A 23,721-nucleotide genomic window follows, 5' to 3' on the forward strand; every position below is an offset into this window, starting at 1 on the left:
TCGACGTTCCAAGCTGGTTCGATAAACGGCAGTTTTTGACAAGAGCCGACGCTGGCGTGCTGAGCCATTGACTGTTCGCTTCCGCTGAACATCAGCCCGCCCGCTGTCAACGGAACAACCGAAAAATGGCCACGCCAACGCTGAAAGCTGCGCCGCTAAAGCCGTCGCTCGTTCATCCGGATAGCGCTACGGCTAAGGGCGCAACCATTCGGTTGCGGAACTGCGCCCGCAGAAGAAGAAGCGTCGTTCAGCAAAATCGCCGTCTATACCGGCCCCGACCCGGGCAGGATGCCATCGCGGGCGAGCGCGGCGAAATGGTCTTCGCTAAGGGGGCCGCTGAACAGGTATCCTTGGCCGAGTTTGCAGTTCATGGCGCGCAGCATCGCCCTCTCGCCTTCCTGCTCGATCCCCTCCGCGACGATATCGATGTCCAGTTCGCCGCCGAGCTGGATGACCGCGCCGACGATGATCCGCTTGGCGGTGTGGTGATGGAGGTCGGCGACGAAGCTGCGGTCGATCTTCACCTCCGTGACCGGAAACCGTTCGAGATAGCGGAGGCTGGAATATTCGGTCCCGAAATCGTCGATCGACAGGCCGACGCCGAGTTCACGCACGCGCTGGAAGATCGCGAGCATCTCGGGTGAATCGGTGGCGATCAGCCGTTCGGTCAACTCGAGCGTCAGCCAGGACGGGTCGACGCCCGTCTGCTCCACGACGTGGCGGATGAAGGCGACCATGTCACGGTGCGTGAACTCGATCGCCGAGACGTTGATCGCGAACCGCAGCGGCCGGCGGCGAAAACGGTTCACGCGCACGGCGAAGTCGGCGACCTGCCGGAACCCGCGCGCACCGATGTCGAGGATCAGCCCCGTATCCTCCGCCAGCCGCACGAACCTGTCCGGCGATTGCAGTCCGAACAGGCCGTGCCGCCAGCGCAGGAGGGCCTCGGCGCCGACGACCTCACCGCTCTGGAGGTCGATCTTGGGCTGATAATGGTACAGGAACTCGTCGGCGGCGAGTCCCTGTTGCAGCTCCGCCGTCAACCGGACGCGGTTGAACGCATCCCGTTCGGCGTCGCGGGCGAAGGCGCACGGTCCGCGCAAGGGCGAGGCGTTGGATTGGGCCAGCGCCGCCCCGGCCTGCCGCACCAGCATGATCGGATCGTCGCCCGGGCTGCCCACTGTGTAGCCGGTTGCGAACCGGACCGTCAGCGCGGCACCAGGCAGGTCGTAATGCGTTCCCAGCCCGTCCGCGATGCGCGCGAGGAGGTTCGCAGGGCTTGCATCCTTGCCGAGAGTGAAGACGATCGCGAACTGATCGTTGCCGACACGCGCCACGATGCCTTCGTCCAAGGTCCCGAGCCGCCGCGCGGCTTCACGCAGCATCGCATCCCCCAGATCATAGCCATAGCCGCTATTGATGTCGTGGAAACGGGCGATGTCGACCTTCACCAACAGGATTTGATTATCCGCGCAGAGCGGCCGCAGCGCAGCGAGCATTCCGTCGCGGTTCAGGCAGCCGGTCAGCGCGTCGCGGTTGGTGACGGTCTCGACCCGCGCTTCCGCTTCGACAAGATCAGTCACATCGCGCAGGACGCCCGCATAATGGGTCGGAGTTCCGCGTGGTCCAAGCGGCGTCAGCCGCACATGGTTCCAGAACAGAGTGCCATCCTTGCGATAGTTGCGCAGGCGGACCTCGCAATCGGTGCCAGTGGCGATCGCTTCGCGGATGTGATCGATTTCCGGCTGGAGGCGGTCGGCGCCCTGCAGGTAGCGGCAGTTCTTGCCGATCGCCTCATCCGGTCGATAGCCGGTCAGCCGTTCGAACGCGGCATTGGCATAGACGATGGCCTGACCAGGCTTGCCGATGTCCGCGATCAGGATCGCGTCGCCGGCATGGTCGGCGAGCTGCGCGAACAGCTCGGGCGCGATCCCCCCGGTTTCGGGATCGGCTGACGGCACTGGTCGATGGTCGAGGAACGGCAGACGAAGCATGGCGCATGGCTACTGGCTTGGGCTACGCCACACCGCCACGGGGACGGACGGAAGAAAGCGCAACAAGGACTGGCGCTTGTGCGGAATGGCCGGACGGCCGGCAACCGGGGGGCGGGACCGGATCCGGCCAAAGCGCGTCCCGATCCGGACAATCTCCGGGTCGCCCTCGCCAAGCGAGCCTAGAAGCGGTCGCGATACTGGCGCATGGTGATACCCAGCACGCGCAGGAAGGCCCGCCGCGCCGATGCCGCGGTGCCCAGGCCCGCCGCGCGGGCGACCGCCGCCAGCGGCAGGTCCGTCTCTTCAAGCAGCCGTCGCGCGAAGTCGATCCGCAGGCGCTGGACGAATTCGGCGGGGGTCGCGCCCGTGTCCTGTCGAAATATGCGCGTAAAGTTGCGCGGGCTCATCGCGGCCCGTGCCGCCAGTGCGGCCGTACCCAGATCGGCATCGGGATGCTCGGCCGCCCAGCGCTGGACCTTTTGGATCGGCGTGCGACGGCCGGTTTGCGCGACAAGGTGGGCGCTGTACTGCGACTGGCCGCCCGGGCGCTTCAGATAGATGACCATGTGGCGCGCGATCGCCATCGCAAGATCGCGTCCGTGGTCTTCTTCGATCAGCGCCAGAGCGAGATCGATCGCGGCGGTCACCCCGGCCGAGGTGAACAGCGCGCCGTCGCGAATGAAGATCGCATCCGCATCGACGCGTGCCGCCGGATACCGCGCGCCAAGTGCGTCGGCATAGTCCCAGTGCGTCGTCACCCGCCGCCCGTCGATCAATCCCGCAGCGCCAATCAGGAAGGTGCCGGTACAGACTGCTCCGAAACGACGGGCGGCATGGGCCTGCTCGCCGATCCAGCCAAGAACCCTGTCGCTCGGCGTCTCGGGTATGCCGTAGCTGCCGGTGATGAAGACAGTGTCAGCCGCGGCGGGCGCATCGTCGATCGTGCAATCGGGCACGATCCGCACCCCCGACGCGCAGCGGATCGGCTCGCAAGTCTCGGCCACCACGCAAAGGTCATAGAGTGGTTGACCGCTCTGGCGGTTCGCTTCGTGAAACGCGTCCATCACGCCTGAAATTTCCAGCGAATGGAGATCGGCGGGCGCAAACATCGTCACATGGTGCGAAGACGGGCGGGACATATCGTCACTTCGGTCCGGCCAAAAGATCGGCCATGTTGCTGGTGCGCCGGTCGATCTCTGCCATAGTATAACCGAGGACCGGAGCCACGCGACCGACAAGCGGTTCCCATCTCTCTCGTCCCGCGACATAAGCATCGACACCATCCGTTCGCACCGCGATACCAGCACCGGCGAGCGTCCGCTCCGCCGCGACATAGCTTTGACGTAGGCGCAAACCAATTTCCGTGTCCTCGGTATGGCCAGTGGCCGTCGGAAAATGGGAGTCGAGCGTTTCCAGCAGCATAAGGGCGCCTCGGCGGATGGAAGCGACCGGGGCTGACGCCGCAACGGTGGCGTAATGTTGTCGATCGAGTGCGCTTTCGATCAATGTTGTCGCGTCGAGAAGGACGAAGCTGACCTGCCGCGGGTGCGCGACGCGATCGCCGCCTGCGTCGATCCGGCCGGCGATGGCCGCTATTCGGTGGAATACCGGGTGATCGGACGCGACGACGGTGTCCTGCGCCACATCGCCACCTCCGGCCGCACCAGCTTCGAGCGCGGCCGCGCGACGGCCTTCATCGGGGCAGCTGTCGACGTGTCCGAGCAGCGGCGGAACGAAGCGGCTGTCCGGTCAAGCGAGGCGCAGTTCCGCGGCTTCGCGGAAAACAGCAGCAACCTGCTGTGGATCGTCGATCCTGCCGTGGGTGAGATCATCTACCGCAGCGCCGCCTTCGAACGGATCTGGGGGATCTCGTGCGACGAGGCCCCCGCCACGCTCGAGGTGTGGATGGAGCATGTCCATACCGACGACCGGGTCGCCGTCGCCCGGGCCCTGGAAGCGGTGAAGGCCGGCGAGGTCACGCAATATGAATATCGCATCGTCCGGCCCGCGGACGGCGGCGTGCGGTGGCTACGCGACACCAGCTTCCCGATCCGTGACGATCACGGCGCGATCATGCGTATCGGCGGCATCGCCGAAGACCTGACGCAGGAGGACAGCCGGCAGGTGTATATCGTCAGCGCCAGGCCGTCCGAGGCACGCCACCTCGCGCGGCTGGTGCGCGCGACCGACTACCGGGTTCGCATCTTCGAAAGCGCAGGCGCCTTCCTCGACATCGCGCCGGTCCTGGCGCCGGGCTGCGTTCTGGTCGACCTTCGCAAAGCGCGGGACGAAGGCCTCTCCATTCCGCGTGAACTCAAGGCCCGATCGATCGCCTTGCCGGCGATAGCACTGGACGAGCCGGAGGCTAGCGCCGCGTCGGCGGTGACCGCGATGAAGGCCGGTGCGATCGACTATCTCCTGTTCGACGAAGAGGCGCTGCTGCGGCAGAGGCTCGCCGCGGCGTTGGCGGAGTGCCACCCGACGACAGGTTCGCCGACGCGAGACCAGGAAGTCGGTGCGCAGATCGGCCGATTGACCTCGCGCGAGCGGGAGGTGCTCGTCGGATTGATCGACGGGGGCACGAACAAGGTCATCGCCCAGGCGCTCGGCATCAGCCCGCGAACCGTCGAACTGCATCGTGCCCAGGTGATGAGCAAGCTCGGCGCCGGCAGCCTGACCGAGCTCGGCCAGATCGCGCTCGCCGCCGGGCTGTCACCGTCGAAGGCGGGTGCGAAGGTCCGGAAGCCTACCTAGGGATTGTCCTGATCCCGCCGGGTCCGGCGACGCATGAGCATAGCTTCACCTTCATGGGGTGAAGCTATGATACATCTTCAGACCGAAGCTTCGTTCAACGGCCCCTTCAACTCGCCAGGCTCCCGTGCGAACCGATCGAGCCGGACGCCCCGCGGAAACCGCGTGGCAAACACGCTCATCCAGGCGTTGTTGCGGTACGACACCGGCGGCGAGTGCGACGCATCGGACATCATGGATGCGGTGACGCAAATCCATAAGGTGAAGAGCAGGCACTGCTTTCCCGCACGATCATCAGCCGAAACCGCGCATGTTCTCGTTGCCGGTTGGGGCTTCCGTTCGCAGCTTCTACAGGATGGCGCGTGCCAGATTACCGACCTGATTGCCCCAGGCGATTTTTGCTACACTTCCGCTCGCGAGGAAAGGCATGCGCCTCCCATCGAGGCCTGCGATCCAACACGCATCGTGACCCTGAACATGGGATTGCTGCCCGAAAAAACGCGCACGCTGGTGTATCGCGGTCAGCAAATACAACAAGGCGACGTGACACGTCGCCTTCGTGCCCGGCTGGTCAGCCTTGGCCGTCGCGATGCACGAGAGCGCTTAGCCTACCTGATGGCGGAAACGCATGCACGACTGGCCGGCTTCGGCCTGACAGAGAATAACGGGTTCGATTGGCCGTTCACGCAGGAGCATCTCGCTGACATTCTCGGGCTTACGCCGGTCCACATCAACCGTGTTCTCGGACGGCTGCGCGGCGAAGGCCTGCTCGTCGTGCGGAACCGCCACGTAGCAATCCTCGACGTGGCCGGTCTTCATCGTGCTGGAGGATTCGATGCTGCACACGGCAGCATTGAAAGGAGCGACTATGACCTGCTCTGATCAATTGTTTCTGCAAAACCGCGCTCGCGCTGAACGCGAACGCGCGCGGGCGGCTCGGGATGAATGCGCAAGGCGGATACATCTAGAACTTGCCCACCTGTACGAACTGCGTTTGAGCAGGAAACAGGTTATTTTGGCTGAATGTCCCACTCTTACATAAATCGTGCCGGATACATCGAGCTTGCGGTGGAAGGATGATCGGGGCCGATGACCCACTCGCGTCGTTCAGCCGATTGACTGTGACAGCCAAGAGCCGCCAGAAGTTTATGTTTGTCAGCGGGCGTTCGATCGGCGGAATTTGGGACGAAGCCATCATTTCGAACCGGCTCGCTAAATGGCGGCTTCTGACAAGAGCCGACATTTTGGCATTGGCGGGTCCGGCGTTCGGGGGCGGGTTGGAACGGTAAGCGCGCGCGGCGACTTGAGGTCTGTTCTCCGGCGAGCATCAGGTTTCCCGCTATAAGCGGGATAGCTACAAAGGCGGATTCAGAGGGCGTCCACCGCTTTTCAAAATTCGTCGCTCCGTTCTCCGCTGAAAGCGAGGCGCGGTCAACGGAACCGGCCGGCCGATAGGATGCGCGGTCGCCTCAACTAACTCGCAATCACCGTAGCGAGCGACGCCTGGCCCTGCGGCCAATCGCCGAGGCCAGACGTCGCGTTTATATGACCAGCACGACCAATGTCAGCGAAGGCCGCTCTCAGGTCCTGAGCCAATTTGCGGGATCGCGCGAGACTCGCGTATCAATCGTTGGTGCTCGCCACGACCAGTGACGGAAATGGCAGCGGGCCGGGCGGCAGGGGCGCGAAGCGAAGGAGGCGCAGGTCGCAGCCCTGCTGCCCCACATCGGGCGGCGCGACCAGCATCGCGCCCAGCACCTTCGCCCGCCCGGCTGGCCCGGCCTGCGCGGCTCACCAGACGATCGCAAGGCACCCAAGACTGTGCCCGACCAGCACGACCGAGCCTTCCTCTCGAGACACAGCATCGTCGATCGCGGCGATCCACCCTGCGCGCGTGGGCGCTTCCCAATCGCCCAACTCGACGCGAATGCAATCGTCGCGACATCGCTGCCAGCGCGTCTGCCAATGATCGGGGCCCGAGCCATTAAGCCCAGGTATGATGAGACATCGTACCACCCCCTCCGTCTTGTCGACCGGGCGAGCCTTCCGTAACGTGGCCAGTCGGCACGGGACTGCCCGCCGTCTCGCGCTCGGCGAAAGCCTGATGGATGATGGCACCGGGCGGCACGCTCTCGGTCAGCCACACGCTGCCGCCAATCACCGCGCCGGCACCGATCGTGACCCGGCCCAGCACCGTCGCGCCGGCATAGATCACGACGCGGTCCTCGACGATCGGATGGCGCGGCAGCCCCTTGACCAGCGAGCCGTCCTCCTCAGCCGGAAAGCTGCGCGCGCCCAGCGCCACCGCCTGATACAGGCGCACATGGCTGCCGATCACCGCGGTCTCGCCGATGACGACGCCGGTGCCATGGTCGATGAAGAGGCGTTCCCCGATCGCGGCGGCGGGGTGGATGTCGATGCCGGTCGCCGAATGCGCCAGTTCGGCGACGATGCGCGCGACCAGCGGGACGCCGAGCCGGTAGAACCCCGTCGTCACGTCGGCGATGAACAGCGTTGCCGCGTGAGCGATAGCGCCGGCGCCACCGACGTTTTTGGCAGCACCACTCTGCCCTGCACCGGCCCATCATCACACGCTGTCCGAAGCCTTCAATCTCTGGCGCAAGCGCAAACGGATCATCGGCAAGGACAAGACTACAGACGAGTTCGGCAAGGCGATCGCGCGCTTCGAGGAACTCACCGGCACCAGCATGGTCGAAGCGATCACGCCCGCGATGGTGCGTATGTTCATCTCGCTGGTCGAGCAACTGCCGTTCCGCCCCAAGAAAGCCGTCAGCGCGCTGCCGCTGACCGAGCAGATCGAGTTGGCGCATGCGAAAGCGTTGCCGACGCTGTCGCCACCGATGGTCGGCAAGCAGCTGACCGCCCTTCGCGCGATCCTGAGCGTGGCCAAGGATGCGGAGTGGATTGCCGGCAATCCGGCGCAAGGTATCTCCGTCGAAGGGGCCGCCTGGGAGGGCCACGAATGCGACCACTTTCGGCTGAGGACATGCGGCGCATCTATGCCTCGCCGCTGATGACCGATCCCGATGCCTGCTACGACACGATGTTCTGGGTTCTGTTCCTGGCACCGTTTCACGGATCGCGCCCGAGCGAGATCGTGCAGGATGACGGCGAATGGGTCATGCGGTTCCGCCGGGATCGCCGCATCCGCCCCACCGCTGCCATGAACAATGAAACGCGCCCGCGGCGACAAAAGACGCGCACCTCGGTCCGCGACGTGCCGATCCACTGGATCCTGCTGGAAGCGGGCTTTGTCGACTTCGCCCACCATCAGCGGGACCGTGGCGCGGAGTGGCTGTTCGACGATCTCGAGGCCGACAAGTATGGCGACCGGTACAAATATCTGTCACGCCGGATCGACGACGCCTTGCGCAAGCTCCGCACCCATGAACCGGATAAGTCCTTTTACTCCATCCGCCACACTATGAAGCGTGAGGGACGGCGGCTCAGGATCGACCATTAGGGCCTCGACCAGCTTGCCGGCCACGCTCCGGTGTCGGTAGGGGGCCGCTACGGGCAAGGGTCATCCACCGAAACGCTGAAGGCCGACCTTGATCGCCTGGAATTTCGCAGTGTAGCGTGGAACGACGTTGTCGCCTGTGCGCGGAAACGCTTCATCCGCACTGGCATCGCCAAGGGCGGCGCTTGATAACGCCACTGCGTCCCGATGGCTGCCGTTCCTGCCAAACATGATTTTGCCCCGAACCATTCTTGCTTCCGGTGATGCCTCGCTTGGCGTCGGTTCGCGAAACGGCTGAGGCATTCCCACTGGGATCGAGTATCGGGAAGCCGGATGCATTCTTAAAACCCGATTCTTGAGGCTCCCATGAGAAGGCCCGTGTGGCCATGGAACCGGTATAGCCGGCTATTCGCGGCCAACGCCGTAGCGTCGCAGGGCCGACCTTTTGGATGTCATCGGTCATTACACTGCCGTCATATCGAGCGGTAATGCCCGGAACGCCGCGTTTGCTGCCGATCGGCCCCGCCACCATGACTTCGACGTCTGCATCTCGCATTGGCGCGGCAGCGCCTGCGTGGCGAGCCGCGGGTTGGTCATGGATTTTTCCGTTTCAGAGGAACGGATTGGCGTCGGCGCCTTCGGCTGCGATCGCATGGGTGTTGTGCCCGGCCAGATAGCGTTCGGCCTCGAGCGCGGCCATGCAGCCCATGCCCGCCGAGGTGACGGCCTGGCGGAACAGCTTGTCCTGCACGTCTCCGGCCGCGAACACGCCGGGTACGCTGGTCGCGGTCGAGCCCGGCTGCACCAGGATATAGCCCTCGTCGTCCATCGCGAGTTGCCCCTTGAACAGCGCCGTTGCCGGATCGTGGCCGATCGCGACGAACAGGCCATGGACCCCAAGCTGGGACTCGCTGCGGTTACGGGTGTCGCGTAGCATCACCCCCGTCACGCCACTGGCATCGCCCAGCACCTCGGCGACCTCGGCGTTCCAGATCATCTGGATCTTGGGATTGGCGTGGAGCCGCGCTTGGTTGGTGCGGTCGGCGCGCAAGCTGTCGCGGCGATGGATCAGATAGACCTTTTCGGCGAAATTGGTGAGGTAGAGCGCCTCCTCGACCGCCGTGTTGCCACCGCCGACGACCGCGCAGACCCGGCCGCGATAGAAGAAGCCATCGCACGTCGCGCAGGCCGATACGCCGCGCCCGCGATAGGCGGTCTCGCTCTCCAGCCCCAGCCAGCGCGCCGACGCGCCGGTCGCCACGACGATGGTATCCGCGGTGTACCGCGTGCCGCCGTCACCGATCGCGAGGAACGGCGTGGCGGTCAGGTCGACCTCAACGATCAGGTCGCTGACGACCGCAACCCCGGCCTTGCGGACCTGCTCGCCCATCCGCGCCATCAGATCGGCGCCGAGCACGCTTTCGTCGCCCGGCCAATTCTCCACCTCGGTGGTGATGGTCAGCTGACCGCCGGGCTGTGGCCCCTCGATCAGCATCGGCGACAGCGCGGCGCGGGCGGCATAGACGCCAGCAGTGTAACCCGCCGGGCCGGAGCCGATGATCAGGACCTTGCTGTGCCGAGTGTCGGAAGCGGTCTCGTTCTGCACTTCAGGCCTCCGCATTTGCGCGAATTGGAGCCGGCGCGACGAGAGGGGCCCGCTCCATCAGTTCGATCGCGTGCCACGCGACCGCCCGGCACTTCGCGGACGACTCCTCCATCCGCTGCAACCGCTGGCGGAACCCGGTGGCCAGCGCCGGATGATCGGCGTCGAGAATGGCGTACAGGCGATCGAGTCCTGAAAATTCGGCCTTATAGCCATCCTTCTCGGCTTGCTCACGAATGTGGAAGACCCGGCTTTCGTTCTCCGTGGTCCAGCCGATCTCGGCCAGCGACAGTGTCAGGTGGAGGGTGCCACTGCCGCTGAGCGTATCGCGCAAGACCGTGCGCATGGTACCGGGCCAGGCCGCCGCCTCGACCACGTTGCCCGCCTGACGATCGACCGGCGCATCGCCGATGCCATCGGTGGCCGCGACCGCCGCCAGGCGCAGCGTCTTCCACGCCTTTCGGTCGAGGGTTTCGCCATCGATCGCGCGTCGGTGCAGGTCCATGATGCCCCGGCGACACCGCTCTAGTTCGGGATGCCGACTGGTGATCGCCGCCAGTCCGGCATCGTCGAGCAGGTCCAGCACCAGTTGCGACACGATGCGTGACAAGTCCGCCCCGACCGGCGTCCGCGCCAGCCACGCCTCGGCGAAGGCGGCCGCGTCGTCCCGCTGGCGGAAACCGTCATTGACGAACTTCGGCAAGGTCTCGGCCAGCGCGATGGGATAGCCCAGCGTCTCGGCATAAAGCGGCGTGTCGTCGGCTTCGACGACGGCGCCGATCACATTGGCCTCGCCATCTTCCCAGGCCGGAAAGTAGACGAAGCTGCCCGCCGCGACGTGGCGGTGCAGCCGCTCCTGCGCCATCGCCTTGATCGCGGGGTCGCCGTGAAACGCGATGTCACCCATCATTCCGCCCCGATATTGGCGTCGACGAACGCGTCGAGGCGACTGCGCGACAGGGTGCCGAAGGTCCGGGCGGTCTCCGCACCGTCCTTGACCACCATCAGCAGCGGGATGCCGCGCACCTCGAACCGCTGTGCGAGTGCGGGGTTCGCCTCGATATCGACCTTCACGATCTCCATCTCCCCGGCATATTCCTCGGCCAGTTCGTCGAGCGCGGGGGCCAGCGCCCTGCACGGCGCGCACCAGGGGGCCCAGAAATCGACCAGCACAGGCTTGTCGTTCTTCATCACGATCTCGTCGAAATCCTGCTCGGTCGCATTACGCATGGTACGTCATCCTTCGGGAAATTGGGGTTCAGCCGACCTGTCCGCCGACCATCATTCGGTCGATGCGGAGCGTCGGCTGGCCGACGCTGACATGGAGTGACTGGCCCTGCTTGCCGCAGGTCGCCATGCCGGTATCGAGTTCCAGATCGTGGCCGATCATCGAGATGTGGCGCAGCGCCTCGTGCCCGACGCCGATCAGCGTCGCGCCGCGCACCGGCGCCACCAGCCTGCCCTTCTCGACCAGCCAGGCCGCGATGGTGGTGAAATTGAAGCGGCCGGTGACGATGTCGACCTGCCCGCCGTCGAATTCGGTGGCGTAGATGCCGCGATCGATCGAGGCGATGATGTCCGCCGGATCGGCGGTGCCGTTGGCCAGGAAGGTGTTGGTCATGCGCGGCATCGGCAGATGCGCATAGGACTGGCGGCGGCCATTGCCGGTCGAGCGCGCGTTCATCAGCCCGGCGTTCAGCTGATCCTGCATCAGCCCGGTCAGCACCCCGTCCTCGACCAGCACGGTCCGGTCGGGCGCGCTGCCCTCGTCGTCGATGCCGAGCGAGCCCAACCGTCCGGCCAAGCCGCCATCGTCGATCACGGTCACGCCGGGCGCGGCGATCCGCTCGCCGACCTTGCCGTCGAACGCCGACAGATGCTTGCGGTGATGATCGCCCTCCAGCCCGTGCCCGACCGCCTCGTGGAACAGCACGCCCGGATAGCCCGGCCCCAGCACGATCGGCATTTCGCCGACGGGGGCGGGAATGGCGTCGAGATTATTGAGCGCCATGGTGACGGCGGTCGCAACCATCGTATCGACCTCCGCTGTCGGGAAACCCTCCAGCCCGGCGCGACGCCCCAGCCCCGCTTGCCCGCGCGCGCGCCGGCCGTCCTGCTCCGCGATCACCACCATCGACAGGATCGTCATCGGCCGGACATCGCCCGCCAGCAACCCGTCGGCCTCGGCGACCAGGATGGTGGTGTCGGTGGCGCGGACATTGGCGTCGACGCGGACGATGCGCGGGTCCTTCGACCGCGCCAGCTCATCGATCCGCTTCAGCATCGCGATCCAGGCGGTGGCATCCTCGACCGCGACCGGATCGATCGCGGGGTAGAGCGCATGGGCTGGCGAGCGGCGGTTCAGCGCCAGCCCATGCGGATGGCTGGTCACCTCGCCCCGCCGCTCCAGCGTCCGCACCGCGCGCGCCGTGTCGAGCAGCGCGCCCTCGCGAATGTCGGCGGAGTGCGCGAAGCTCACCTGTCCGCGATGTGCCGAGCGGGCACCGACACCCTGCCGCATCGAAAAGCCGCCCTGGGTGACGCGGCCGCCCTCCAACTGCCAGCTCCGCATGGCGGTCGTCTCGAAATACAGCTCGGCGATGTCCGCGCCGCCGCTCGCCAGCACACCCAGCGCTCGGCCGATCGCCGCCTCGTCGAGCCCCGCCGGGCCGAGCAATCGTGCCCGCGCGCGGTCGAGCGCCGTGTCGCCGCCGTTCATGCCCTGCCTCCCACCTGCATATCGTCGATCAGGATCGAACCGGTGCGGATCGCGCTCAGCCGTTCCACGTCCTGGCCCACCGCGCAAATGCCGTTCAGCATCGCGTCCATATTGCTCGCCAATGTGACATCATTGACGGCATGGACGACCTGCCCGTCCTCGACCCACAGGCCGCGCACCGCCTGGGTCCAGTTGCCGCTGGCGGGATCGGTCTTGCCGCCCTGGAACTGGGTGACGACCAGGCCGGTGCCCAGCATCCGCAGCATCGCGTCCCAGTCCCCGCTCCCGGCCGTGCTGGTCAGCCGCAGATTATAATAGCCCTCGGCGTTGCCGGTCGAGGCGAGGCCCAGCTTGCGCCCCGAAAAGCTCGACAGGAACAGCCCCTCGACCACGCCGCCCTGCAGGATCGCGCGCGACGATCCGGCGATGCCCTCGCTGTCGAAGCCGCCGCTCGCGAGACCCAGCGGCTCGAACGGGTCTTCGTGCAGGCTCAGATGCGCGGCGGCCACCCGGCGCCCGATCGGATCGGGCAGGAAGCTCATCCGGCGATATTGCGCCGCGCCGGTCAGCGCCCCCGCCAATTCGCCGACCAACGTGGCGGCGGTGCGCGGCTCGAACAGGACGGGGCAACGGCGGCTGTCGACCGCCTTCGCGCCCAGCGAACCGCGCGCGCGCTCGGCGGCCAGGGTCGCCAGTTGCTCGGCGGAGAGCAGATCCTCGATCCGGCGCTCCTGCGACTGGGCGAAGTCGGAAATGCTGCCGCCCTCGTCCTGCGCCAGCATCACCGTCCAGCGGGTATCGTTGGAGCGCATCACGCTGCGGCAGAAACCGTCGCTGGTCGCCAGCGCCCACAGCCCCTCGGTCGCCACCGCCACCGATTCACCCGCGCGCAACCGGCCGTCCGCAGCGGCGATGCCGTTCGCCACCCGGTCGAGCGTGGTCGCCGCCTCCAGTAGTGTCTCAGGCCTGCGCGGGCTGTCGGCGTAGACGACCGGCACCGGCCCGGAAAAGGCCAGCGCGTCCGCCGGGGGCATGTCGGCATCGGGATCGGGTTGGACATGGTCCGCGATCAGCATCGCCTCCTCGACCAGCCGCTCGACCGACGCCCGGTCGAACGCGGCGGTCGAGGCCGATCCGCGCCGCCCCTCGTGGAAGACGGTCAGGCCCAGGCCCTGGCCACCGCTGCGCTCAGCCGTCTCGACCGCGCCGCCGCGCACCGCGATCTTGGCGATGCCCTCGTGATGGACCGAGGCACGCGCGCGCGCCCCGCGCTTGCCCGCCAGTTCGACCGCCCGTTGCGCCGCGTCGCGCAGGTCAGCCTCGGTCTGGGTCAGCAACATGGTCATGATTCTACCTCGATCCGGGCCGGGGTCGCATGGCCGTGATGCAGGCGCAGGCGGTGGGTGTGATAGGAAGCGAGCTTGTCATTGTGCACGACGCTGACGATCGTGGAGTCCGGCATCGCCGCGAGCACCGCCTGATAGAAATGCGCGGCATTGTCGGCATCGAGCGCGCTCGTCGCCTCGTCCAGCACCAGCAGGCTCGGCCGCTGGAGCAGGATGCGCGCCAGCGCCACGCGCTGCTGTTCGCCGGGCGACAGTTCGTCCTGCCACATGCGCAGCTCGTGCATCGCGTCGACATGCGTCTCCAGCCGGACGGTCTTCAGCAGCGCGGCGACCTCGGCATCGTCATGATCCTCCGCGCGGTCGGGAAAGCAGATCGCGGCCTTCAGCGTGCCGAGCGGCAGGTACAGGCGCTGCGGCACCAGCATCGCCTTGCCCGCGCGCGTCATCGCCACCTGCCCCGCGCCGTCCGGCCACAGCCCGGCGATGGCGCGCAGCAGCGTCGTCTTGCCGGTGCCCGACGGCCCCTCGATCACCCAGCGCTCGCCATTGCGGATCGTCCAGTCGGCGACCTCCATCAGCGGCTCGCCATTGGGGCGACGCAGCATCAAGCCGGTGGTGCTGATCGCCACGCCCTCGGCCGTGCCGCCCGGCGTGAAGCCGATCCCGCGCGGGCGGTGATAATCGATCGCGTCGTCCAGCGCCTTCAGTCGGTTGATGTTCGCGACCTGCTTCGCGATGCTCGGATAGGCCTGGACGATATAGGACAGGCTCGCGGAGAATTGCCCGAACGCATCGCGTGCGCCCTGCACCTGGCCGAAGGTGATCGCTCCGGCGAAATATTTGGGCACGGTCAGGAACAGCGGCACGACCGTCATCGTCTTCTGATAGAAGTCCTGCCCGGCGCTCAGCCCCGCATTGGCGAGCATCATCTGATACCAGTTGCGGCGAATATTCGCGAAGGCGCGCCGCAGGCCGTCCTGCTCGATCGCCTGCGCACCCGAGAAGGCGATCTGCTCGCCGTTGCGGCGAACGTGGAGCAGCCCGGCCCGGTAATCGCCTTCATAATGCTGTTCGCGCATCTTGCGCCGCACGAACGGCTTGCCGATCCAGGTGATGAAGACCGTTCCGAGGATCACATAGGCGACCGAGAACCAGATCAGGTCGCCGCCAGGCAGCGGAATGCGATAGCCGAACAGCGGAATCGCGATCGGAGACGATGTTTGCAGGAGGATGGCGGCGAAGGCGACCGCGCGGACCAAGCTGAAAATTATCGAGATCACGATGCTCAGCGGCGACTGACCATAATCCAGGCCCATCGAAGTAAAAGCACGGAGGTCTTCGGCGATACGCTGATCGGGGTTGTCGATCATCCGCAACCGCTCGATCTCGTAGAAGCGGTCACGGGCGAACCAACGGCCCAAATACCAGTCGTTCAGCCAGCGCCGCCACCGGATCGTCAGCGTCCAGCCGACCAGATTGTGCAGGACCTGCGTCCCAATCGCCAGGCCTGAGATCATCATGAAGGTCACGACCAGCGAGAGGAACAACCCGCCCTGCCGCTGCTCGATCGTGTCGTAGAATTCGCGCTGCCACGTATTGGTCAGCAGGAAGACCGAGGTCGTGCCGACCTCGATCACGCAGTAGCAGGCGACCAGGAACCACGCCCATTTCCAGTCGTCCGACACGAAATAGCGCGTGCTCAACCGCCAGGCATGGACCCAGCGTTCGTGTGCCGGTTGGGGAGGCTGGAGGCCCGCTTCGCGGCGGGCCTCCTCGACATTGGCTGGGGGTGGCATCATGATTGGCAATTACCCGATCAGAACAGGCGTTTGGAGATGCTCAGGCGAAAGCTCCGCCGCTCATTGACCGGTACATAGGAAAAGACCGAAGTCGATCCGTAATTGCGCCGGTTGAAGATGTTGCGGACACCGATGTTGAAGTCGAAGCCGGCAACGCTGAGGAAGGCATTCGCGTCGACCTGCCGCGATGGCGGCACGACATAGAGGCCCTGAACGTCGGCGAAAGAACTGGAACGTCCATACAGTCCTCCCGATACGCCGCCACTCAGCCCCTCGGAGATCTTCGTGCGATAGACCGAATATACGCTGTACGTGTCACGCGGCTGGTTCGCCACGACCTTCTGTAGGGCATTCGTCGTCAGCAACGCATATTTGGTGCGCGTGAGCGACGCCAGCACCGACCATCCCGGCAGCAACTGCCCGGCGATGTTCAAATCGATACCGCGTCCACGCTGGCCCGGTCCCGGGAAAACATTGGTCTGGTCTTGCGGATCGCGGACGACGATATTGTCCTGCTGAATGTCGAAATAGGATGCGTTGATCGTCGCGCGCTTGCGAAACAGGTCCAGCTTGACGCCTGCTTCCTTATTTGTCGTGATGATGTTCGGCAGGACGCTGCCATCCTTGGCCACGGTAAAGATGGCCTGTTCGCCACGCCCGTAATTCGCGAAGATCGACAGGTCTTTCGTGGCGTCCAGGATGATGCCACCGCTCGGCGACACCCCATTCTTGCGCTGCACGGATATGGGCGATGGCCCCGCGAAGAACGTCTGCCCCTTCGTTTCGAACCAGTTCTTGCGAACGCCGCCAAGGATTTTGATCTTCCAGAATTCGACCAGCGCCTGGCCGTACACACCTTCCTGCTTACCCTGGCTGCGAACCATCACCGGTCCCAAAGGCGACCAAGCGATCGTTCTGATCGTGGTCTCAATCAGCGGCGGATTGGTAACGGTGGAACCTGGCGTCCCCAACCGCTGCTCGGTCGTGCCGTCGCTGTAATTGTAGCCGACGTTGAAACTCGCCTTCAGGGCGTCGCCAAGATGGGTCTTGATGCGGACAAAGCTGTCGAGGGCGTTGGATACCCCTTCCTGCTGCGAACCTCCGTAATACACGGTCAAGACGCCAGAGCGATTATAACTGACACTGCCAGCATGCAACGTCAGCTGGGTCTGGTCGCGCAAGCCACGGGCGACGATCTCGATCCCCGGCACGATCTGGCGTGTCGCATCGAAATAGAAACGACTGGTGCTGATACTGACGTCCTGATTAGACGCATAGATCGGAACCGCGGGATCACGGTCGATGATCTGCCGCGTCTTGTTATCGAACACCGTAAAGGCACCGATGCCGCTCGTCGCTTCGTTGATGCTGGCACCGATCACGATATCGGTCAGGCGGTCCTTGTAACGCAGCGACGGCGCGAACAACCAGTTTTTGTCGCCGGTGTAACCGCCATAATTATGGTCCATCGTCTGCGCGCTGCCGATGACGCGCGCCGACAGCTTCTTGTCGCCGGTAATCGCGTTGTTGGCATCGATCACACCCCGCACCAACCCGAACGAGCCCGTGTCGAAGCCGATGGCCAACCGCTCCTCGGCGCTCGGCTTTTTCGTCACGACATTGATGTTGCCACCCATATTGCCGAATCCGGCGAGGATCGCATCGGGTCCCTTCAGGACTTCCACCCGCTCGATATTGGCAACCGGCTGATCGGCCCCGGCGGTGACGCCATATTGCGACGACCCCGTCAGGCCATTGACCAGACCGCCCGCCGAGAAGCCGCGGACCGTATAAGTCGTGCCGCTACCGGAACTGTTGCCTTGAACCGATACGCCGCCCGCATTGCGCAGGATGTCGGTGATGTTGAGCGCCTGCTGCTCCTCGATCGCCTTGGCGGTGATCACCTGCGTGTTGCGCGGCTGGTTGCGCAGGCCCAGGCCGTTGCGGTCCGACGTAGTGGCCTGGCGGACCAGCACGTTCGTCTCCGCCTCGTCGCGACGAGCGGTCACGACAATGTCGTTGATGACGACCAGCCCGCCCTGGACCGCCGGGACGACGCTCAGGCCCGTTCCCGCGATGGCGGCCTGGATCGCCGCCTTTGCCGATCGAGCCCCGCGAACAGGGCGCGAAGCGAGCCCCTTGACCGCATCGGGATCGAAATTGACGTTCACACCCGATTGCCGGCCGATAGCATCGAGCGCGCGGTCCATTGCCATCGCGGGGACATTGATCTCGCCCGTTTGCGCGGCCTGGGCCATGGCGACGGCTGGTACGCCCGCCCCCAACGTGGCGAAAAGCGCAAGGCTGGCGCCCCCCAGCATACGACGCCCACGATCAGTAAGATTCAGCATGCAATCCCCTCCCCAGAGCGCGCGCCACCCCCCACGGCAAAGCCGCGTTCGGATCGAACGGATTCCCTGTGGTCAAACGGTTACCGCCTTGCGGCGAACAATGCGGCAGCGATCCTATAAGGAAGCCACCGCAGCCGTGCTCCTGCTGACGATAGTCCGTGTCTTGGCGCATCGAGGCGCCCGCCGAACTTTCTGTCGAGGATGAGGCTATGCTTCAGTCATGTGACAGGCAAATTCGAAATGTTCATGCCCCCATGAATCCTATCGATCGCCCCTTTTGCTACTTCGTCAGCCGGGCATAATCCTCTATCTGCCTGACAAACCAGCCGATCATCGGATCACGCCGCCTATGGGCCGCGCATTGCACGACGATGGTCGCCGCGGGCCTGTCGAAGGGGGCGGAGACGACCTTCACCGGCAGGATCGAAGCGTAATGCTGGAAAAGCCACACGCTTCCCGTCGCGATCAGGTCACTGCCGATAACGATCGTCGGGAAGGCGGCTTGGGACGAAGTGCGCATCACGATATGGCGGGATCGGAGCAGATCCGATGCGTGGGGATCACCCGCGAACATCGACAACCGCTCGTCGCGCGCCGTGACATGGCGGGCGCTGCGATAGGTTTCCTCGTCGATGTCGTAACGGTCCTTGAGGCGGGAATGCCCCGTCCAGACCATGCAGGACATGTAGTCCGCGACGATTGGCACCTGCTCCAGCTCGGGGAGGGCGGCGTCGACCGGCAACACCAGCAGATCGGCCCCCTGATCGAGTGCGCGCCGCGGATCGACGGCATCCAGCGGAATGACGTTCACGGTCAGCCTGGGCGCGGCGTCGACCAGCAGTCGCTGCACCGTGCCGAGCAGTATCTGCTCGATGGCATCCGGCGCCGCCACGGTGATCGTTCCCGGCGAGGTCAGCGGATCGAAGACCAGCGAGAAATTGAAAGTACCATTCACCTCGCGCATGACGCGACGCGCCTCGTCGCGAAGCGCCAGGCCGAGCGGCGTCAACTGCTTCTCGCCATTGAGATAGGTAACAAGATCATCGTCGAAATGCTCGCGCAAGCGGCGCAGGGCGTGGCTCATCGCCGACTGGCTCAGACGCACCCGTCGCCCCGCTTCGGTCAAGGTCGGCGCATGCAGGATCGCGTCCAGCGGGTAGAGTAGGTTCAGGTTGAGCCGGTGGACGGGCAATTCATCGGCCAAGGCGCGCAATCCGTTCTATCGGTTGTTGGTCAGTCGCAGGTCACGGTCGGCCCGCCACCATGTTGGCACTTCAGATAGGCAAACGTTCACCAATCTGGGTGCAGCGGTCAATGGGGCGGGACCGCCTAAGCGAGCCTGCAGAAACCTTTCCATATCGATAAATCGGTTTTGAACGACCGGGCAACAAAGCGTGTTCGCACCTCTAAGGACGCCCGCCGTTCCGGTGCGTCAGGAGGCATTGGTTGTCGGGCCTGTGGCTGGAAACAGCGCAGATATTTGGCGAGTCGGCTTGTTGCCGACCACCGACCCTGATCAGAGCGAACCGCAGCGAATGTCGGGATCGGACGCCCACGGGAGGAGGTACGAAGGACCGGCTCTGGTCGGCAGGTGCCGCAAGCAAGAAGACCCAAAAAGGTCGTCCATAGCGTACTGCCTGCCGCCCGATTTCCGACATTCCTCCAGATGAAGACCAGAGCGTCGGGATAAGCACCCCGTTGCGATTCTTCTAAAAATCGAAATTGCTCTTCCGGCATGGGGAGCCCCGGTTCACGCTCATGCCGGTTTGCCCGACCGATAAAATCGCGGCGGGAACCCGGCCTGTGATGGCCCTTTCAAATCGCGGAGTTCATTTCGCTGCCCTGCATCGGCACTTAACGGGATGGCCATGCCGTGGCTTTGCTCGAGCAGGGCGAAGAGCTTGCCACTCATGCGCGCGGCGAGATCCTCATGACCGGGGCTGGCGACCAGATTGTTCGTCTCGTGCGGGTCTTCAGCCAGATCGTATAGTTCGTCGATGTCCCAGATGCCGTGGAAGTGCATATATTTGTACCGGTCTTCGCGCAGGGCGTGGACCGTCGGGGTCTGCGGGAAATTCCGCTCCCAATAATATTCGTATAGCAACTCGCTGCGCCAGGGCGCCTTCGGGTTCCGCACCAAGGGCAGAGCATTGCTCCCCGCCATATCCTCCGGCGCGCGGAGCCCCGCAGCCGCAAGCAAGGTCGGGGCGATATCGATATTGGCCACCACCTGTTCGACCACGCTGCCCGCCGGAAAAAGCTCCGGGCAGCGCGCCAGCATCGGGATGCGCATCGATTCCTCATAGGCGGTGCGCTTGTCGATCAGGCCATGCTCACCGAACATGAAACCATTGTCGCCGAGATAGAGGATCAGCGTGTCGTCCAGCTCACCGCGCTGTTCGAGCAAGTCCATGATCCGCGCCAGCCCCTCGTCCACCGCCAGCAGCGTCTCCATATAGCGCTTGTAATAATCGCCGATGTCGAGCGTGCCGTGATAGGGATAGCCGACGCCGTGCCAGCTGTTGCGTTGGTTCTCCACCCACATCGGGCGCCCCGGCGCGTTGGCGGCCATCGACGCGGGATAACGGAATGTCTCCTTGTCGTAGCGCCCCTTGTGACGCTCGGCGGGAATGAACTCCGAATGCACCGCCTTGTGCGCGAGGTGCATCATCCACGGCTTGCCCGCCGGGCGCTTGCCGATCCAGTCGAGCGCGTAATCGGTCAGTTCGTCGGTGATATAGCCCTTTTGAGGCACACGGCGGCCATCGACGTTGAGGCCGTCGGCGCTGGGCAGGTAGCTCCCCTGCCCCTTGAAGCTGACCCAATGGTCGAAGCCGGGCTGCGGCGCGTCGCCCTCGTCGCCCATATGCCATTTGCCGATGAATGCGGTGTCGTACCCGGCGGCCTGAAGATATTCGGGATAGAAGACCAGACCCGGCGGGATCGGGTGGTTGTTGTCGACCACCTTGTGCTGATGCGCATAGAGCCCGGTGAAGATCGACGCGCGGCTCGGCGAACAGAGCGCGGTGGTGACGAAGGCATTGCGAAAATGCGTCCCCTCGCGCGCCAGCCGGTCCAGGGTCGGCGTGTCGCCGAAATCCTGCGCCTTCATGAAGCCCATCGCGTCGTAGCGATGATCGTCGGTCAGCACGACCAGGATGTTGCGGGGCCTCACCCCCGGCAGACGCGGCAGGCGGCGTGAGCGGCGCGGTGCGGGCACCTCCCCCGCCCCCGCCGCCATCGAATAGAGGCCGAACGCGCCGCCGGTCCCGGCGAGCAGCACGCCACGCCGCGTCGTATCGCCGGTCATCAGAAATCCTTCCTCAGCAGCAATCCCGCATAGCGCCGGTCATCGCGCGGTACGAAGCGAACCGTGCCACCGAACGTGCCGTTGCTCAAGAAACTGGCATAGGGGGTGTTGGCGATGTTCTTCACATAGGCCCGCAATTGCCAGCCATCGCCGGGGCGGATCAGCGCGACGCTGGCGTTCCAGATAGCATAGGCGGGCTGGACGGTATTGGGCGTCTCGGCCAGCGAATATTGCACCTTGCTGCTGAAGGTGACGTCGCTCTGAATCTCCATCGACAGCGTGTCCGACAGGGCGAAGCGATAGGCCGCATTCTCGTACAGCCGGACCCGCGGTGCGAAAGGCAGCGGCTGCCCGTTGATGTTGCAACTGACCGGCGCTCCGACCGGGCAGTTGAAGTTGCGGACGGTGGCATCGGTGAACGCGCCCGACAGATCGACGGTAAAGCCCCTGACCGGACGCAGCGTCACGTCCGCCTCGACCCCGCGTGACCGTACCGAGCCCGCATTGATCAACCGCGTGACCGGCGCGCCGCCGACCGAGTCGGTGAAATTCGCCTGATAGCCGTCGAAATCGGTGGTATAGACCGCCAGCGCGTAGCTGAGCGCACGATCGGCGGTGCTGCCCTTGATCCCGGCTTCATAGGAGTTGGACGTCTCGGGGTTCAGCGGCACTTCGTCGAGCAGCGTCGTCGCGTTGAGCGAACGCATGTTGAAATAGACGTTGTAGGCTGGGCCCTTATAGCCGCGCGAATAGGTGAAATAGGTCTGTGCGTGGTCGCCCAGATCGAGCTGGAGGCCCAGGCGATAGCTGTCGCCGCGTGCGTCGGTGCTGCCCGTCGCGTTATGATAGGCACGGATGCCGGGCCGGTCGAGCGAGGACGCACCGCTGTTCGTCGGGTCGTTGGTCGATGTCCGGACATGATAGAAGTCGAGCGTGTCCCAGGTCGAGCGATAGCCCGCTATCCCACGGAAACGCTGGGTGAAGTTGATGTTCGCCTCGCCGAACAGGGCATAATTGTGGTTGGTGATGCCGTAGTTGGCGACGCCCGTGGTGCTGATCCGCGTCGTGCCCGACAGGGTGGTCAGCGCCCGCTGATAGCGCTCGTCGGTACGCGCGCGCAGATAATAGGCGCCCAGGACATAGTCGATGAAACCGCCCTTGGGGGACGTCAGCCGCAGTTCCTGCGAGAATTGACGGCTATTGACGGTGCCGTCGTCCGCCCCCGAAGGAAAGGCCGCCGTCAACTGGGCGAGCCCGTCATAATCCTGCCGCTGATGGTTCAGCCATTGCCGCCACGCGGTGATCGAGGTGACGTGATAGTCGCCCAGCGCCAGTTCGCCGGTCAGCGAGCCGCCGTAATTCTCGTCACGGACATTGGTGTCGATGTCGGTGGCCAGCCGCCGGTTGGACGGCGACGCCACGATCCCCTGCCCCGCCAAGGCGGCCGCCAGGTTCGCGGAATCGGTGATGGCGTTTGTCGGATAGGCGATCTGCCGGGTCGAGCTGTAGACGGCCGTCACCGTCTCGCGCGTGTTCAGATAGTCACCGATGGCGGTGATCTTCAGCGCGTCGAACGGCGTCACCACCAGCTTGCCGCGCGCGCCGTAGCGGCGCGAGCCGTTGGCATCGTGGCCCGTCGCAACGTTGCGAAGATTGCCGTCGAAATCGCTGTAAAGGCCGCCGATCAGCGCCTGCACCTTGCCGGGCACGATCGCGCCCGACACGCCCGCCTTGATGCGATACTCCCGATCGGTCGTCGCCCCCGCCTCGCCAAAGGCATGGAATTCGTCGGTCGGGTTGCGCGTGACGATGTTGACCACGCCCGCCGACGCATTCTTGCCGAACAGCGTCCCCTGCGGCCCGCGCAGCACTTCGATCCGCTCAACCTCGCCTAGGTCGAGCGTCGACTGGCCCGGCCGGGTCAGCACCACGCCGTCGAGCACGGTCGACACCGAAGGCTCGACGCCGGGCGAGGTCGTGATCGTGCCGATGCCGCGGATGAAGACGGTGCGGTCCTTGTTCGACGCGCCGCTGCGGAAGCCTACCGAGGGGATGGAGGCGGCGATCCGTTCCAGATTGTTGAGCTGCCGCTCCGCCAGCGTGCCGCCCTCCAGTGCGGTGATCGCGATCGGCACCTGTTGCAGCGTTTCGTTGCGATAGCGGGCGGTGACGACCACTTCGCCATCGGCAGGCTTGCCGTCGGTCCTGGATGCGGATGCATCCTGCGCGGCGGCGGAGGTGGCGAGTAGCGTAAGAGCGGTGCCGACGAGCAGCACGGACAGGCGTCGATCGATCATCTGTTCCCCTTTCAGATCGATGCGGAAGCTAATGCCCACTGAACGACTGGGAAATAAAGAAGCAATTCGC

The 23,721-nt window shown here is 65.0% G+C and carries 18 protein-coding genes and 2 pseudogenes; 4 read left to right on the forward strand and 16 right to left on the reverse strand.

Annotated features, from left to right (window positions below; translation table 11 throughout):
- Window positions 1-263: 263 nt before the first annotated feature.
- The 3 genes from OXQ33_RS06385 to OXQ33_RS06395 form a co-directional block, all read right to left on the reverse strand.
- On the reverse strand, window positions 264-1,994 hold the full coding sequence (locus tag OXQ33_RS06385; RefSeq protein ID WP_267433862.1) for an EAL domain-containing protein: 1,731 nt from the start codon (window positions 1,992-1,994) through the stop codon (window positions 264-266).
- Window positions 1,995-2,173: 179 nt separating this feature from the next.
- A complete protein-coding gene (locus OXQ33_RS06390) occupies window positions 2,174-3,103 on the reverse strand; it encodes a DJ-1/PfpI family protein (protein WP_267433863.1) in 930 nt (309 codons plus the stop codon).
- A 34-nt stretch (window positions 3,104-3,137) separates the two neighbouring features.
- A complete protein-coding gene (locus OXQ33_RS06395; protein WP_267433864.1) occupies window positions 3,138-3,416 on the reverse strand; it encodes a hypothetical protein in 279 nt (92 codons plus the stop codon).
- Window positions 3,417-3,470: 54 nt separating this feature from the next.
- Here OXQ33_RS06395 and OXQ33_RS06400 point away from each other — a divergent pair, with 54 nt between their 5' ends.
- The gene (locus OXQ33_RS06400) at window positions 3,471-4,748 is read left to right on the forward strand and encodes a PAS domain-containing protein (protein ID WP_267433865.1); all 1,278 of its coding nucleotides are present in this window, start codon (window positions 3,471-3,473) and stop codon (window positions 4,746-4,748) included.
- Window positions 4,749-4,910: 162 nt separating this feature from the next.
- Window positions 4,911-5,627: a Crp/Fnr family transcriptional regulator gene (locus OXQ33_RS17495; RefSeq protein ID WP_267433866.1), complete on the forward strand. Its 717-nt coding sequence runs from the start codon at window positions 4,911-4,913 to the stop codon at window positions 5,625-5,627.
- A gap of 591 nt (window positions 5,628-6,218) precedes the next feature.
- Here the strand turns inward: OXQ33_RS17495 and OXQ33_RS06410 are convergent.
- Together OXQ33_RS06410 and OXQ33_RS06415 are read right to left on the reverse strand one after the other, a co-directional pair.
- A pseudogene (locus tag OXQ33_RS06410) lies at window positions 6,219-6,761 on the reverse strand (alpha/beta fold hydrolase).
- A pseudogene (locus OXQ33_RS06415) lies at window positions 6,730-7,227 on the reverse strand (serine acetyltransferase); the annotation flags it as partial. The pseudogenes OXQ33_RS06410 and OXQ33_RS06415, both read right to left, overlap by 32 nt.
- A 70-nt stretch (window positions 7,228-7,297) precedes the next feature.
- Here OXQ33_RS06415 and OXQ33_RS06420 point away from each other — a divergent pair.
- Window positions 7,298-7,780, forward strand: a complete 483-nt coding sequence (locus tag OXQ33_RS06420; RefSeq protein ID WP_267433867.1) for a hypothetical protein — start codon at window positions 7,298-7,300, stop codon at window positions 7,778-7,780.
- The gene (locus OXQ33_RS06425; RefSeq protein ID WP_267433868.1) at window positions 7,753-8,229 is read left to right on the forward strand and encodes a hypothetical protein; all 477 of its coding nucleotides are present in this window, start codon (window positions 7,753-7,755) and stop codon (window positions 8,227-8,229) included. The genes OXQ33_RS06420 and OXQ33_RS06425 overlap by 28 nt, the downstream gene beginning before the upstream one ends.
- A gap of 60 nt (window positions 8,230-8,289) precedes the next feature.
- On the opposite strand, the gene OXQ33_RS06430 is transcribed toward OXQ33_RS06425, so the two are convergent.
- The 11 genes from OXQ33_RS06430 to OXQ33_RS06480 all read right to left on the reverse strand — a co-directional run bounded on the left by OXQ33_RS06430 (window position 8,290) and on the right by OXQ33_RS06480 (window position 23,651).
- The gene (locus OXQ33_RS06430; protein ID WP_267433869.1) at window positions 8,290-8,475 is read right to left on the reverse strand and encodes a hypothetical protein; all 186 of its coding nucleotides are present in this window, start codon (window positions 8,473-8,475) and stop codon (window positions 8,290-8,292) included.
- Window positions 8,476-8,836: 361 nt separating this feature from the next.
- Entirely contained in the window at window positions 8,837-9,832 is a 996-nt protein-coding gene (gene trxB, locus OXQ33_RS06435; RefSeq protein ID WP_267433870.1) for a thioredoxin-disulfide reductase, read from the reverse strand.
- A 1-nt stretch (window position 9,833) separates the two neighbouring features.
- Entirely contained in the window at window positions 9,834-10,739 is a 906-nt protein-coding gene (locus OXQ33_RS06440; RefSeq protein ID WP_267433871.1) for a hypothetical protein, read from the reverse strand.
- Window positions 10,736-11,059 (reverse strand): thioredoxin, encoded by a 324-nt coding sequence (gene trxA / locus OXQ33_RS06445; protein WP_267433872.1) that lies wholly within the window; start codon window positions 11,057-11,059, stop codon window positions 10,736-10,738. The genes OXQ33_RS06440 and trxA overlap by 4 nt, the downstream gene beginning before the upstream one ends.
- 28 nt (window positions 11,060-11,087) lie before the next feature.
- Window positions 11,088-12,548: a metallopeptidase TldD-related protein gene (locus tag OXQ33_RS06450; protein ID WP_267433873.1), complete on the reverse strand. Its 1,461-nt coding sequence runs from the start codon at window positions 12,546-12,548 to the stop codon at window positions 11,088-11,090.
- Window positions 12,545-13,894 carry a metallopeptidase TldD-related protein gene (locus OXQ33_RS06455; protein WP_267433874.1) on the reverse strand — a complete coding sequence of 450 codons (1,350 nt, stop codon included), beginning with the start codon at window positions 13,892-13,894 and terminating at the stop codon, window positions 12,545-12,547. The genes OXQ33_RS06450 and OXQ33_RS06455 overlap by 4 nt, the downstream gene beginning before the upstream one ends.
- A complete protein-coding gene (locus OXQ33_RS06460; RefSeq protein ID WP_267433875.1) occupies window positions 13,891-15,693 on the reverse strand; it encodes an ABC transporter ATP-binding protein/permease in 1,803 nt (600 codons plus the stop codon). Before OXQ33_RS06460 ends, OXQ33_RS06455 begins: the two co-directional genes overlap by 4 nt.
- A gap of 17 nt (window positions 15,694-15,710) precedes the next feature.
- The gene (locus OXQ33_RS06465; protein WP_267433876.1) at window positions 15,711-17,951 is read right to left on the reverse strand and encodes a TonB-dependent receptor; all 2,241 of its coding nucleotides are present in this window, start codon (window positions 17,949-17,951) and stop codon (window positions 15,711-15,713) included.
- Window positions 17,952-18,324: 373 nt separating this feature from the next.
- Window positions 18,325-19,248 (reverse strand): LysR family transcriptional regulator, encoded by a 924-nt coding sequence (locus tag OXQ33_RS06470; protein WP_267433877.1) that lies wholly within the window; start codon window positions 19,246-19,248, stop codon window positions 18,325-18,327.
- Window positions 19,249-19,800: 552 nt separating this feature from the next.
- Window positions 19,801-21,354 (reverse strand): sulfatase, encoded by a 1,554-nt coding sequence (locus OXQ33_RS06475; RefSeq protein ID WP_267433878.1) that lies wholly within the window; start codon window positions 21,352-21,354, stop codon window positions 19,801-19,803.
- The gene (locus OXQ33_RS06480) at window positions 21,354-23,651 is read right to left on the reverse strand and encodes a TonB-dependent receptor (protein WP_267433879.1); all 2,298 of its coding nucleotides are present in this window, start codon (window positions 23,649-23,651) and stop codon (window positions 21,354-21,356) included. The genes OXQ33_RS06475 and OXQ33_RS06480 overlap by 1 nt, the downstream gene beginning before the upstream one ends.
- Between the last annotated feature and the right edge of the window lie 70 nt (window positions 23,652-23,721).

Source organism: Sphingomonas sp. GM_Shp_1 (assembly GCF_026540895.1).
Classification (GTDB): Bacteria; Pseudomonadota; Alphaproteobacteria; order Sphingomonadales; family Sphingomonadaceae; genus Sphingomonas.